Origin of the sequence: Capnocytophaga gingivalis ATCC 33624 (assembly GCF_000174755.1) — a bacterium.
GTDB lineage: Bacteria > Bacteroidota > Bacteroidia > Flavobacteriales > Flavobacteriaceae > Capnocytophaga > Capnocytophaga gingivalis.
Genome location: NZ_ACLQ01000035.1, coordinates 85,491 through 98,140, shown reverse-complemented (window position 1 = coordinate 98,140; position 12,650 = coordinate 85,491). Strand labels below are relative to the sequence as shown.

Annotated in this window: 14 protein-coding genes; 10 read left to right on the top strand and 4 right to left on the bottom strand. The window is 37.9% G+C overall.

Annotation, left to right across the window (positions count from 1 at the left end):
• Window positions 1–48 precede the first annotated feature (48 nt).
• The 4 genes from CAPGI0001_RS11775 to cmk all read left to right on the top strand — a co-directional run bounded on the left by CAPGI0001_RS11775 (window position 49) and on the right by cmk (window position 2,842).
• Window positions 49–996, top strand: a complete 948-nt coding sequence (locus tag CAPGI0001_RS11775) for a transporter (protein WP_248601320.1) — start codon at window positions 49–51, stop codon at window positions 994–996.
• A 176-nt stretch (window positions 997–1,172) separates the two neighbouring features.
• A complete protein-coding gene (locus CAPGI0001_RS11770) occupies window positions 1,173–1,643 on the top strand; it encodes a hypothetical protein (RefSeq protein ID WP_002670517.1) in 471 nt (156 codons plus the stop codon).
• Window positions 1,644–1,654: 11 nt separating this feature from the next.
• Window positions 1,655–2,032, top strand: coding sequence for a hypothetical protein (locus CAPGI0001_RS11765; protein ID WP_002670413.1), 378 nt, complete (start codon window positions 1,655–1,657; stop codon window positions 2,030–2,032).
• Window positions 2,033–2,131: 99 nt separating this feature from the next.
• A complete protein-coding gene (cmk, locus tag CAPGI0001_RS11760; RefSeq protein WP_040360373.1) occupies window positions 2,132–2,842 on the top strand; it encodes a (d)CMP kinase in 711 nt (236 codons plus the stop codon).
• A 20-nt stretch (window positions 2,843–2,862) separates the two neighbouring features.
• Here cmk and CAPGI0001_RS11755 read toward each other — a convergent pair whose 3' ends face one another.
• From CAPGI0001_RS11755 to CAPGI0001_RS11745, 3 genes are all read right to left on the bottom strand, one after another.
• Window positions 2,863–4,152, bottom strand: a complete 1,290-nt coding sequence (locus CAPGI0001_RS11755) for a nucleotide sugar dehydrogenase (RefSeq protein ID WP_002670393.1) — start codon at window positions 4,150–4,152, stop codon at window positions 2,863–2,865.
• Between the two features lie 23 nt (window positions 4,153–4,175).
• Window positions 4,176–6,581: an FtsK/SpoIIIE family DNA translocase gene (locus CAPGI0001_RS11750; protein ID WP_002670334.1), complete on the bottom strand. Its 2,406-nt coding sequence runs from the start codon at window positions 6,579–6,581 to the stop codon at window positions 4,176–4,178.
• An 86-nt stretch (window positions 6,582–6,667) separates the two neighbouring features.
• Window positions 6,668–7,837 carry an AIR synthase related protein gene (locus tag CAPGI0001_RS11745; RefSeq protein ID WP_002670600.1) on the bottom strand — a complete coding sequence of 390 codons (1,170 nt, stop codon included), beginning with the start codon at window positions 7,835–7,837 and terminating at the stop codon, window positions 6,668–6,670.
• Window positions 7,838–8,017: 180 nt separating this feature from the next.
• Between CAPGI0001_RS11745 and CAPGI0001_RS11740 the strand changes: the two genes are divergently transcribed.
• The 6 genes from CAPGI0001_RS11740 to CAPGI0001_RS12845 all read left to right on the top strand — a co-directional run bounded on the left by CAPGI0001_RS11740 (window position 8,018) and on the right by CAPGI0001_RS12845 (window position 11,073).
• The gene (locus tag CAPGI0001_RS11740) at window positions 8,018–8,452 is read left to right on the top strand and encodes a hypothetical protein (RefSeq protein ID WP_002670356.1); all 435 of its coding nucleotides are present in this window, start codon (window positions 8,018–8,020) and stop codon (window positions 8,450–8,452) included.
• Between the two features lie 226 nt (window positions 8,453–8,678).
• Window positions 8,679–9,641 carry a lytic transglycosylase domain-containing protein gene (locus CAPGI0001_RS11735; protein ID WP_002670583.1) on the top strand — a complete coding sequence of 321 codons (963 nt, stop codon included), beginning with the start codon at window positions 8,679–8,681 and terminating at the stop codon, window positions 9,639–9,641.
• Window positions 9,642–9,690: 49 nt separating this feature from the next.
• Window positions 9,691–10,359 (top strand): ABC transporter ATP-binding protein, encoded by a 669-nt coding sequence (locus CAPGI0001_RS11730; protein ID WP_002670428.1) that lies wholly within the window; start codon window positions 9,691–9,693, stop codon window positions 10,357–10,359.
• 113 nt (window positions 10,360–10,472) lie between these two features.
• Window positions 10,473–10,709 (top strand): 50S ribosomal protein L28, encoded by a 237-nt coding sequence (gene rpmB / locus CAPGI0001_RS11725; protein ID WP_002670675.1) that lies wholly within the window; start codon window positions 10,473–10,475, stop codon window positions 10,707–10,709.
• Between the two features lie 20 nt (window positions 10,710–10,729).
• Window positions 10,730–10,912 carry a 50S ribosomal protein L33 gene (rpmG, locus tag CAPGI0001_RS11720; RefSeq protein WP_002670724.1) on the top strand — a complete coding sequence of 61 codons (183 nt, stop codon included), beginning with the start codon at window positions 10,730–10,732 and terminating at the stop codon, window positions 10,910–10,912.
• An 8-nt stretch (window positions 10,913–10,920) separates the two neighbouring features.
• A complete protein-coding gene (locus CAPGI0001_RS12845; protein ID WP_002670441.1) occupies window positions 10,921–11,073 on the top strand; it encodes a DUF4295 domain-containing protein in 153 nt (50 codons plus the stop codon).
• Window positions 11,074–11,321: 248 nt separating this feature from the next.
• Here the strand turns inward: CAPGI0001_RS12845 and CAPGI0001_RS11715 are convergent, their stop codons facing one another.
• Window positions 11,322–12,557: a 3-deoxy-D-manno-octulosonic acid transferase gene (locus tag CAPGI0001_RS11715; protein WP_002670529.1), complete on the bottom strand. Its 1,236-nt coding sequence runs from the start codon at window positions 12,555–12,557 to the stop codon at window positions 11,322–11,324.
• Window positions 12,558–12,650: the final 93 nt, after the last annotated feature.

The window sequence follows — 12,650 nt, the reverse complement described above, 5'->3', positions numbered from 1 at the left end:
AAATAGAAATTATTTTATAGATTGTGATACTAAATTATAAGATTAGATATGAATAAAAGGATTTTGTTTATGAAAAAAGGGTTGTTTTCTTTTTTTGTACTATTGGCTATTACAGCCCATGCTCAGTATACAGATATTATTAACTCTAATAAGCCAGGAAGGTCTATGGGAGCATATTCTGTAGGGCAAAAGGTAGCTCAAGCCGAAGCAGATGTGTATTATGAGACAAACAAACACGAAGCACTCAACCTTTCACAGGAGAATATAGGGCTTAACTATATGGTTCGTTATGGAGTATGGAGAAATGAGTTTGAGATCATTGGTGATGGTACTTTTCTATATAGCAATCGCACAGCAGATGGTCTTTCTTCCAGTAAGTTGGGCTTCCAGCGCAATACCATAGGAGCGAAATACCTCTTCTATGATCCTGTCTTCTTGAGCAAATCAAATGTCTATAGCTGGAAGGCCAATGCCGATTTTAGTTGGAGAAAGATGATTCCTGCTATCTCTCTGTATCTTGGATTCAATATATTAGAGAAAAATCGCTATCTCTATGAATTAAACAATGAGGATTATAAGATTATAACTCCTAAGGCTATTATAGCTCTACAGAGCCATCCACTTAACGAAGTGGCTTTGGTCTTGAACTTGGTGGGGAACAATATGGCTTCTAAACATGCACAATATAGCTATATTTTTACTCTAACACACAATCTTTATGATGATCGTTGGAGTATTTTCTTGGAAAGTGAAGGGATTACCAGTGACTATTACAAGGATTCTTTGCTAAGGATGGGAGCTTCCTATCTGATAGATGAGAATTTTCAGATAAATGCTTCTATAGGAGCCAGTTGGAAAACTACTCCTACACGATATCTTGGAGGGGTAGGAGTTTCTTACCGCTTCTATGATCGGTACAGAGATATAGAATATATAGAAAAGAAAAAGGCCAGAGATAAGCAGAATAAGGAAGATGCTCAGATATTTGGCTTCTGATAAATATATTGATAAGTAAAAAGTAATGCTTGTTTGTAATGAATTAATTTACAATATCTTGTGTTGTTATTAACAGGGTTTGTTATTTTGTTGATTATATTCTATTACAATACTTGCTTTTTACAGAAAAACGTTGTAGATTTGCAGTGTGATAACCTAATTAAAATTTTAAAAGTATGATTTTAGAAGAATTCAAAAAATATGCCGACCAGATGGGAGCCCAACTCTCTGGTATACTCTCAGTTAGCTTCATAGGAACTGAACATGGCGAAGTCTTGTACAATCAATCTTTTAGTGGATTGGATTATACTGCTACTGCAAAGTTTGAAGCAGAAATAGCTAAAAATGCGCTTCAGGAGATCAAATATATTGATAATATACACGAGGATTCTCTTCGAGAGATTACTATCTCAAACAGTCAACAGATTCATGTGATCTATGTGTCTAAGGATTTTGATTACCTTATACATCTTATTACTGATGCCAAAAAAGTAAACTATGGAATCCTTAGTATCATCCATAAAAAATGTTATGAAGCGATGACTAAGGTGGTTACTTTTGACTCTGTACAAACAGAGCTTTATCCTAAAATAACACAGGAAGCCCCTAAAAAGGAAAGTCATTTCAGAAAATTATTTTTTAGCTAAAGCATTAAATCATGGAACAATTTCTTAACGGATATGTAGAAGAGCTTTTTTCTAATATATCAGGTACTATTTCTGTATCTTTGGTAAGTACTTTGGATGGCTCTATCTTGGCTTACAAGGCGCGTCTTGGGGTAGATAATCGTTTGGCCAGTTCTTATCAAGTAGAAATCTTTCGAAATGCAGTACTTTCTTTTGAAAATACAGAAGGGTTGGCTGATAAAAGTGTGGATGATGTGTGCTTGGTATATGAGGGGCAGACACATCTTATAGGACTCTTGCAAAGTAGAAAAATATTGCATCATATTATCTTGGACGATACAGCCAATATAGGTATGGCTAAGCTCCTTATCCGAAAAATACGCACTGAAGCTGAAGCAAAATCCTTCTAATACAACAACTTTCGAACAATAATCAAAATCATACTTTAATAATATAACTTACTGAAAATCATATTCTGTTTTTTGGTAAGTTATTTTTTGCCTAAAACCATGAAAAAAATTATCATTGCCATAGATGGCTATTCCTCCACAGGAAAGAGCACAACAGCCAAGCTCGTAGCTAATGCCTTGCAATATGTATATATAGATACAGGAGCTATGTACAGAGCTGTAACTTATTTGGCACTCCAACAGAAGTTTCTTTCTTCTTCTGAAGAAGGAAAAGAAAAACAGTCTATAGACGAGCAGGGATTATTGAGAGCTCTTGAGCAAAGCGCTATCAGCTTTCGATATAACTCCCAGCGGGGAGCTTCTGAACTATATCTCAATGGGGAGAATATAGAAAAAGAGATACGTAGTATGACAGTAGCTACCTATGTGAGTGAAGTGGCTAAAATTCCACAGGTACGTGCTTACTTGGTGAACCTACAGCGACAAATGGGAGAGCAAAAGGGAATAGTTATGGACGGACGTGATATAGGCACCGTCGTATTTCCTGAAGCCGAACTAAAGATATTCATGACAGCTTCAGAGCAAATACGTGCGCAAAGACGCTTTGAGGAACTACAACAGAAGGGGGAACAGGCTTCCTATGAACAGGTACTTAAGAATATACAAGAGCGTGATTATCAGGATACTCACAGAACAGAATCTCCCCTACAGAAAGCAGACGACGCTATAGAAATAGACAATTCAGACACTACAGTTATTGAGGTAGTCTCCCAGATTGTACAATTGGCTCAAGAAAAAATAAAAGCGTAGGTAACTACGCTTTTTATTTTTTATAAATGTCCATCGGCCTCGGGGAGTATTCCTTTTACATCATAGAGAATACTGTGTGTTTTTCTCAATTCCTTCCAAGGGAGGTCAAGGAATTCCTTATGAGCAACAGCCAGTACAATAGCATCATATTTTTCGATAGGAAGTGTAGTTACAGAGTGTATCTGATGCTCTTCCCATACTTCTTTAGGGTTAGCCCATGGATCATATACAGTTACTTGGGTATGGAAAGATTCTAACTGACGTACCACATCGGTAACTTTAGTGTTGCGTACATCAGGACAATTTTCTTTGAAAGTAATACCTAATACTAAAATATGGGCTTTATGAATGGTGATATTGCGCGCTATCATGAGTTTGATTACTTGATCAGCTACATACTTTCCCATGGAATCATTCATTCGGCGTCCGGCTAAGATAATTTCTGGGTGATAGCCTACCTCTTGTGCTTTTTGGGCTAAGTAATATGGATCTACTCCTGTACAATGCCCTCCCACCAGTCCGGGAGAGAATCTTAGAAAATTCCATTTGGTGCCTGCGGCTTCCAAAACGGCTCTTACATCTATCTCCAAGAGGTTGCATATCTTGGCAAGTTCGTTTACAAAGGCGATATTAATATCCCTCTGAGAGTTTTCTATAACCTTAGCAGCTTCAGCAACTTTGATAGTAGGTGCCAAATGAGTGCCAGCTTCTAAGACAGACTGGTATAGAGCATCTATCTTTTGAGCTACTTCAGGAGTGGATCCGGAGGTGATTTTTAGAATATGCGCTACAGTATGGAGCTTATCCCCTGGGTTGATACGTTCCGGTGAGTATCCTACAAAGAAATCTTCGTTATATTTCAGTCCAGAGACTTGTTCTAAGATGGGTACACATTCCTCTTCGGTACAACCAGGATATACAGTGGACTCGTAGATGACAATATCTCCTTTTTTGAGATATTTACCTGCCACTTCACTCGCTGAATACAAAGGGGTCAACAAGGGACGATGATGTATGTCCACAGGAGTAGGTACAGTGATGATAAAATAATTACAATCCTTTAATTCATCTGAGTTATCAGTACAAAAAAGCCCTTTTTCACCTTCTGTAGTAGTAGGATTTTTTTCAGATAAGACTTCTTGAAGGAGGGAACTGTCTATTTCCAAGGTGATATCTTCTCCTTTTTTTAGAGAATCTACGCGTGATTGTTTTTTGTCGTAACCTACTACGGGGTAGCGTGTTGCAAAAAGGCGTGCTAACGGGAGGCCTACATATCCCAGACCAATAACCGCTATCTTTATAGTATTCATTGTGCTTCTATATCTTACTTAATCTAAATTCCTTTTTCATCTAAAAATTCTTGTAGACTCATCGTATCAGCAAAGAAAATTTCTCTGGGTTTGCTTCCTTTGAAAGGGCCTACTACTCCCAATACTTCTAGCTGATCCATGATACGTCCGGCGCGTGCATGACCTATCTCCAGCTTACGTTGGAGCAATGAAGTAGATCCTTGTTGGGCACTGATGATGACTTCAGCAGCCTCTCTCAGGAGGGAATCTTTTTTGGACATATCCACCTCAGGGCTACTTCCTCCACCTTCCTCTCCTACATATTCTGGGAGTAGGAAGGCATCAGGGTATCCTCGCTGGGAACCTATGAAGTTGGCGATACGTTCTACTTCAGGGGTATCGACAAAAGCACATTGGATACGTATCAAGTCATTGCCTTGGGTGTAGAGCATATCCCCTTTTCCGATAAGTCGTTGGGCACCAGGACCATCCAGAATAGTCTTGGAGTCAATGGACTGAGAAACCTTAAAGGCTACACGAGCAGGGAAGTTGGCCTTGATAAGACCTGTAATCACATTGACCGAAGGTCGCTGGGTTGCGATAATCAGATGGATTCCCACCGCACGTGCCAGCTGTGCTAAGCGAGCGATAGGAAGTTCTACCTCTTTGCCAGCGGTCATGATAAGGTCAGCAAACTCATCTACTACCAATACTATATAAGGTAAGAACTGGTGACCATCATTAGGATTGAGTTGGCGTGCTTTGAACTTGGCATTGTATTCCTTGATATTGCGCACCATAGCATTCTTTAGTAGGGTGTATCGGTTGTCCATTTCTATACACAGAGAGTTCAGTGTATTGACAACCTTGGTAGTATCGGTAATTATAGCTTCTTCATTATCAGGAAGTTTTGCCAAGAAGTGGCGCTCTATTTTGTTATAGAGTGTAAGCTCGACCTTCTTCGGATCTACAAGGACAAACTTCACCTCAGCAGGGTGCTTTTTGTAGAGTAGGGAGGTAAGTACTGCATTGAGCCCAACGGATTTCCCTTGTCCTGTAGCCCCTGCCATGAGCATATGTGGCATTTTAGCAAGGTCAACGACAAAGGTTTCATTACTAATAGTCTTACCAAAGGCGATAGGTAGTTCCATTTCTGCTTTTTGGAAATTAACAGAACTGATAACCGAACGCATAGGCACCATGGCTGCATTTTTATTAGGGACTTCTATACCTACAGTACCTTTTCCAGGGATAGGGGCAATGATACGAATTCCTAAGGCGGCTAAGGATAGAGCAATATCATCCTCTAAGCTTTTTATTTTAGAGATACGTACTCCAGGAGCAGGGGTTATTTCATAAAGAGTAACGGTAGGACCTATGACAGCTGTGATACGAGAAATCTCAATCTTGTAATCACGCAGTGTCTGGATAATGGTGTTTTTGTTCTCCTCCAATTCTTCATCATTGCGTACTACACCTGCTTCTTTGTATTCCTTGAGTAGGTCTATAGGAGGAAATTGATAACTCTTGAGTTCTAGGGTAGGGTCATATTCTCCGAAATCCTCCACCAAGCGGCGAGCTACATCCTCTGGATTGACCATTTCCTCTTGTTTGATTTCTACTTTGAACTCTTTATCTTCTATGGTGGTGTCTTGGCTTTCCTCTTGGTCATACAACAGAGGAATATCTTTCCTGTGGGTATAGATATCAATAGCATTGTTCTCCTCCTCTTTTCTTTCTTCCTCTCTCTCAGTAGAGGGCATTGTGAAAATTTCTTCTTCTGGTAAGTCAGATGGTTTTTCTGCTGTTTTATCATCCTCTTTTGTTATTTTCTCAGAGGATTTCCAGATAGTTTTTTTATTTTTCAACCAAAGTTCTCCTGAAGAAAAACTATTTTTTATTTTTTCAGGGGTAAGGTGTAGCTTCCCAATGAGGTATAAGCATAAAATGAGAAGTAACAACAAGGCTGTCCCCAATCGTCCTATGTAGTCTCTTAGGTAGGCATTGATTTCGTATCCGCCTATTCCACTAAGGATAGTTGCATCGGAGGAGAAAAAGCCTAAGGAAATTGAGATGAAGAGCATCCACAAAATTCCCCAAAACCATTTGTTGAGCAGCTTGGTTTTGGTCGAAAGAATGAGCTTCAGTGCGGTAAGGGATAAGATAGCTAAGGGAATGAAGACTGCAATACCAAACCCTTTGTATATAAATAGATTCCCAATATAGGCGCCTACCTTATTGAAAATATTCTGTGATTGTATGTTCCTATCGGCAAGCTCTGAAAGAATACTTTGGTCAGCTTGCCAGCTGAAAATGAATGAGATGAAAGAGACACAAAGGATAAAACAAACAAATAGCAGAACTACTCCTATTGAGACTTTTCTCTCAAGGAAGGAAGTGGAATTTTTTTTGGTTTCTTTCTTTGCGGGGGTGGATTTGGTTTTTGACATTGGCTGATAGCTCTTTGTAAAATTAAAAAACAGTGGCAAAGATACTTAATTAGGATGATTTCGCAAAGGGTATTGCCATTTAGTTTTTAACAATATTCAAAAGTGCCGTATTCGCTTTTTATAGTCAGGCGTTTCTTATCCGAATTTTCTACGTGTCCTATTACTTGGGCTGGCACGCCGAAGGATTCGGAGATAGCTATAATATCAGTGGCAACCTTTTCAGGTACGTAGAGCTCCATGCGATGGCCACAGTTGAACACTTGGTACATTTCCTTCCAACCAGTATTGGATTCTTTTTGAATAAGCTGGAAGAGAGGAGGTACAGGGAAGAGATTGTCTTTAACAATATGTAGATTGTCTATAAAGTGTAATATTTTAGTTTGTGCGCCACCACTGCAATGCACCATTCCACATATTTGTGTATTGTTGTAGTGTCTTAATATCTCTTTGATAATAGGAGCATAAGTGCGAGTAGGGGAGAGGACAAGTTTACCAGCATCCAAAGGGCTATTAGTTACCCTATCAGTGAGTTGTTTGCTACCTGCATACACAAGCTCATTAGGAACTGAGGGATCAAAGCTTTCAGGGAATTGATGCGCTAAATCCTTTGCAAATACATCGTGGCGTGCTGAAGTGAGTCCATTGCTCCCCATACCACCATTGTATTCCTTTTCATAAGTAGCCTGCCCATAGGAGGCCAAGCCTACAATTACATTTCCTTCTCTGATATTGGCATTGTCAATTACCTCTCTGCGATTCATACGTGCTATAACGGTAGAGTCCACGATAATAGTGCGTACCAAGTCGCCTACATCAGCTGTTTCCCCTCCTGTAGAATGGATGTTTATCCCAAAAGTTTTCAATTCCGCAATCAGTTCTTCTGTCCCATTGATAATGGTAGAAATTACCTCCTGAGGGATAAGATTTTTATTACGACCGATGGTAGATGAAAGCATAATGTGGTCTACTGCCCCTACACATATTAGATCGTCTATATTCATAATAAGCGCATCTTGGGCAATACCTTTCCATACACTTAGGTCGCCTGTAGCCTTCCAATACATATATGCCAAAGCCGATTTGGTACCCGCACCATCAGCGTGCATCACTAAGCAATAGTTCTCATCGCCTGTAAGATCATCGGGTATTATTTTACAAAAGGCTTTAGGGAACAAACCTTTATCTATATTTTTGATAGCATTATGTACTTCTTCTTTGGTGGCAGAGACACCACGCATCGTATATCGGCTGTCCATAAATGTACGGTTTTTTGCAGTTTTTTTAAGTGCCAAAGGTAATAAAAATACTTGAAATGACCAATATTTGAAGGAAATAATTTCGGTTATTTTATTTAACAAAAAAATAACTATCTTCTATGTTTGTTTATTGTGAAATAAATGTTACTTTTGTCCCTCAATTCTTAATATTTTTTTACCATGAATAAATTATTCTTTTTGGGAGCATTTCTCCTACTTGCTTCCACACAAGCCTTTGCTAAGGTAGGAATTCCTATTGGGAGTCGTGAGGTATTAGAGAAAGTGCATGATTTACCTGATACAGACGAGTACAAAAATGGGTCTACTTATGTCGATATAGGCCGTCTTCACAAAGAGTTCAATGTGGCTTATTTCCTTCCTCTCTGGATACAAGAAGAGCCTAAATTGGTTCTTATAGAAGCCAATAATAAGGATGCTTATTATGATATAAAGAAGGAAGATATGGATGCAATCCTAAAAGAGAATAATTTGGATGGTGAAAAGCTTAACAAATTGGATTTCTATACTCGTTATGGAGGAAAATTGGTAGCGGTAGCTATCATAGGCGTACTTGTATGGAGTGGACTCTCTCGCAAAGGGAAAAATGAAGATTAATAGATCTTGATACCTGAACAATATAAAGAAGACTGTCTGAATTTCTCAGGCAGTCTTTTCTTGTATTCTTAAAAAAGCACAAAAAAAATATAAGTAGGAAAATATTTTGATATTCTATAAGAAAAATATTTACCTTTGCAGATTGAAAATGATAAGGTGTTGCAGGGTTATGATTTACACAAGTCAGACCGTAGAACACTAATAATAATGATGTAATAAATAAAAGATGAAAAAAGTTTGTTCTATTTGCCAAGAAGTATTCAGTGGAATAGGGGTTGCTGCAGTTGCTTTGTTGCTTATCAATGCAGTAGCAGCTCCTACAGAGGTGGCAGTGCCTACCCTAAGTGAGGATGACCCCTTGATGTTGGCCGCTTCAGGCGAAAGAGATACTTTGCCTACCTATCAGATAAAGGCATGGGACTTACCTAAAAAAATGGATTTTGCAGGTGAGTCTGTGCCGCTGCAAATATCAGATGTACGTGAGCGCTTGGACCGTGAACTACTTGTCAACGTATATTGGCAATCGAATGGACTTCTCTTGATCAAGCGTGCCCATAAGTTCTTTCCCATTATAGAACCTATCCTAGCCAAGTATGATGTACCTAATGACTTTAAGTACTTAGCGCTTATCGAAAGTGGATTACAGAATGTCGTTTCTCCCTCTGGAGCTGCGGGATTTTGGCAGTTTATGAAAGGAACAGCGAAGGAGTATAACTTAGAAATGGAAAATACGGTGGATGAGCGCTATCACTTAGAAAAAGCTACAGAAGCCGCTTGTCTGTATCTGAAAAAGGCAAAAGAAGAAATGGGGAGCTGGACATTGGCTGCTGCTTCCTATAATGCTGGTAAGAGTGGAATCCGTACTCAGCTGAACAAACAACAAGTGAATGATTATTATGATCTACACTTGAATAATGAAACCAGTCGTTATGTATTTCGTATCTTGGCACTGAAGGAGATAATGAAGAATCCTAAAAAATATGGATTTATCTATAAGAAAAGTCAGTTGTACGATCTAGAACCAGTACAATATGTTACAGTGGATTCGACCATTACGAATTTGGCAAACTTTGCCAAGCTCTATAAAACCAATTATAAGACTATCCGTCTGCTCAATCCTTGGATACGTGATTTTACCTTGGAGAATAAGACAGGTAAGACGTATGTTATCAAAGTGCCAAAACAGTGATCGGTATTGTTACTAACCTCTGATCCTTCGAATACTAACAACTAACGGTGTGATAAAAGCAACAAATATACATAAGAAATTTGGACAAGTAGATGTACTCAAAGGAGTAGATATACAGGTAGATAAAGCTCAAGTAGTTTCCATAGTGGGAGCTTCTGGGGCAGGGAAGACTACACTGTTACATATCTTAGGTACTTTGGATACGATGACCAAGCAGGAGGGTAGTTCGCTTCTGATCAATGATATAGATGTAACAAAGCTTTCGGCAAAGAAGCTTGCACAGTTTCGCAACGAGCAGATAGGATTTATATTTCAGTTTCACCAGCTTTTGCCTGAGTTCACAGCAATAGAGAATGTCTGCATACCGGCATTTATCAAAGGACTATCTAAGAGGCAGGCAGAGGCTAGAGCAAAGGAGCTGTTAGGCTATTTGGGGCTTTCTCATCGCATCACTCATAAGCCACAAGCGCTCTCTGGGGGAGAGCAACAACGGGTGGCGGTAGCCAGAGCGCTGATCAATCAACCTTCGGTGATTTTTGCCGATGAGCCCAGTGGAAACCTTGATTCCGAGAGTGCTCAGCAATTACATCAATTGTTCTTTGACCTGAGAGATACCTTCTCACAGACCTTTGTAATTGTTACTCATAATACTGAATTAGCTCAAATGGCGGATAAGGTTTTCACTATGCAAGATGGAAGAATTAAAAGTGAAGAGTGAAAAAGTATGATTCACGATTTATTGAAAAAAAATAATGAAAAAAAAATTTGGTGGTTTCAATAAAAGTTCGTTACTTTGCACCCTGATTGAATAATAAACTAAAAAGTGATAAAATGGCACAAGTTTGCGAATTGACAGGTAAAAAAGCTATGGGGGGAAACAATGTTTCTCACGCTATGAACAAAACAAAAAGAAAGTTTAAGGTGAATTTAACCACTAAGCGTTTCTATATTCCAGAGGAAGACAGATGGATTACTTTGCGTGTATCAACCAATGCAATCAAAACCATCAATAAAAAAGGAATTTCCGCAGTACTCAAAGAAGCAAAAAAACAAGGATTTATAAAATAACTCATTAATTTACTGTAACAATGGCTAAAAAAGGAAATAGAATACAAGTAATCTTAGAGTGTACAGAACACAAAGATTCAGGAATGCCTGGAACTTCAAGATATATTACTACTAAAAATAAAAAGAATACTCCAGATAGGCTAGAGCTTAAAAAGTACAATCCTATCTTGAAGAAAGTAACTGTTCACAAAGAAATTAAATAAGCGAAACTATGGCAAAGAAAACAGTAGCAACTTTACAAGGAAAATCAAAGAGATTGACCAAAGTAATAAAGATGGTAAAATCTCCTAAAACAGGTGCTTATACCTTCGTCGAAGGAGTAATGGCCCCAGAATTAGCAGAAGAATTCTTGAAAAAGAAATAAATAAAACCCTTATAAGGGTTTTATTTGTTTTTAGTAATTATATATCTAAAAATTTAGACTATTCACTTGGTGAGTAGTCTTTTTTCTAAGATAGTACTGTATTGCTAAAGAGTTCAATTGATCAGGCAGACATAGGTTTCGCCTTTGTTATTCGGATAATTAGAAAAAAAAACTTATAAAAGTATATAAAAACAGAATAAATAGTAGGCTATTTATTCTGTTTTTATTTGTATATATGAAAAATAATATTATTTATTTACAAAATCAACGAAAGCATTAGTAGCTCCTGTGTTTGAAATGATATAATTATAGTTAAGTACTCCAGCTTTCTTCCTTTGTATAACATTGGTGAATAAAAAAGAAGCGATTTTTGTAAATTCATCAGTATCTTTTATAGAAAAAACTCCTTCTCTTTCTATCAGATCTTTAGCTTCGTTGAACTTTTCATAATTTTTCCCTATTACTACAGGAATACTGAATACAGCAGGCTCTAAAATATTGTGCAATCCTTTTTTTCCCATTCCTCCTCCTACATAAGCAATAGAAGCATAACTATATATTTTAGTAAGTAGACCAATTTTGTCTACTATAAGAACTTCGTATGAGGGTAATTTTTGTTTATCTACTTCTGAAAGAATGCCTACATATTTATGAATTCTTTCTTTGAGAGATAATATTTTATCCTTGTTACCTACTTCATGAGGAGCAATGATAAACTTCATATTTCCTTTGTAAGAATTTAGAAAAGGAATATATACATCTTCGTCAGCCTTCCATGAACTACCAAAAACCATACAAGGAGCACCAGAGAGAAATTCCTCTACGAAAGAAAGCTTGTTATCACGAGAGAGTATTTCCATCACACGGTCAAAACGAGTGTCTCCACTTACCATTACATTGGTAAATCCTATAGATTGCAATAGCAGTTTGGCATTCTCATTCTGAACAAAGAAATAAGTGAAACAAGGAAGCACAGCACGCATTCCATAGCTTCTTTTTTTGAAGAATAATTGGTCTTTGCGGAACACACCAGAAACCAGATAAGTAGGTATATGTCTGTTCTTAAGAGCAAATAGGTAGTTTTGCCAAAATTCATATTTGATAAAGATAGCCATCTGAGGATGTAGTAAGTCAAGAAAACGATTTACTTTTTTGGGAATATCCATCGGAAGATAAAGAATAACATCGGCATCCTTGCTATGCTTTTTCGCCTCATAGCCAGAAGGAGAAAAGAAGGTGACAGCTATTTTTTTCTCAGGGAATACCTCTTTAAGTTTTTTGATAATAGGGAGTCCTTGTTCGTATTCGCCAAGCGAGGCTGCATGTAGCCAGATGACCTGGTCATCCTCCTGAATATGTGTCTCTAAGATATGAAAACTCTCCTTCCGCCCTCGGTAGAAGAGCTTTATCTTCTTACTAAACAAAGAGAGTAGGGGGAGGGCACAAGCCACCAAGCGAGTGATTAAGGTATAGAGAATATTCATGATGAAATTTTTTACAAATGTACATATTTTTTGTAGAGTGTGAAAGATAAAAATTATTTTTTCTCAGAGGATGTTATTTTGCTTTTTATTTCT

Coding starts and splice junctions, on each gene's coding strand:
- CAPGI0001_RS11775 (WP_248601320.1), top strand. CDS start 49: ATGAATAAAAGGATTTTGTTTATGAAAAAAGGGTTGTTTTCTTTTTTT.
- CAPGI0001_RS11770 (WP_002670517.1), top strand. CDS start 1,173: ATGATTTTAGAAGAATTCAAAAAATATGCCGACCAGATGGGAGCCCAA.
- CAPGI0001_RS11765 (WP_002670413.1), top strand. CDS start 1,655: ATGGAACAATTTCTTAACGGATATGTAGAAGAGCTTTTTTCTAATATA.
- cmk (WP_040360373.1), top strand. CDS start 2,132: ATGAAAAAAATTATCATTGCCATAGATGGCTATTCCTCCACAGGAAAG.
- CAPGI0001_RS11755 (WP_002670393.1), bottom strand. CDS start 4,152: ATGAATACTATAAAGATAGCGGTTATTGGTCTGGGATATGTAGGCCTC.
- CAPGI0001_RS11750 (WP_002670334.1), bottom strand. CDS start 6,581: ATGTCAAAAACCAAATCCACCCCCGCAAAGAAAGAAACCAAAAAAAAT.
- CAPGI0001_RS11745 (WP_002670600.1), bottom strand. CDS start 7,837: ATGGACAGCCGATATACGATGCGTGGTGTCTCTGCCACCAAAGAAGAA.
- CAPGI0001_RS11740 (WP_002670356.1), top strand. CDS start 8,018: ATGAATAAATTATTCTTTTTGGGAGCATTTCTCCTACTTGCTTCCACA.
- CAPGI0001_RS11735 (WP_002670583.1), top strand. CDS start 8,679: ATGAAAAAAGTTTGTTCTATTTGCCAAGAAGTATTCAGTGGAATAGGG.
- rpmB (WP_002670675.1), top strand. CDS start 10,473: ATGGCACAAGTTTGCGAATTGACAGGTAAAAAAGCTATGGGGGGAAAC.
- rpmG (WP_002670724.1), top strand. CDS start 10,730: ATGGCTAAAAAAGGAAATAGAATACAAGTAATCTTAGAGTGTACAGAA.
- CAPGI0001_RS12845 (WP_002670441.1), top strand. CDS start 10,921: ATGGCAAAGAAAACAGTAGCAACTTTACAAGGAAAATCAAAGAGATTG.
- CAPGI0001_RS11715 (WP_002670529.1), bottom strand. CDS start 12,557: ATGAATATTCTCTATACCTTAATCACTCGCTTGGTGGCTTGTGCCCTC.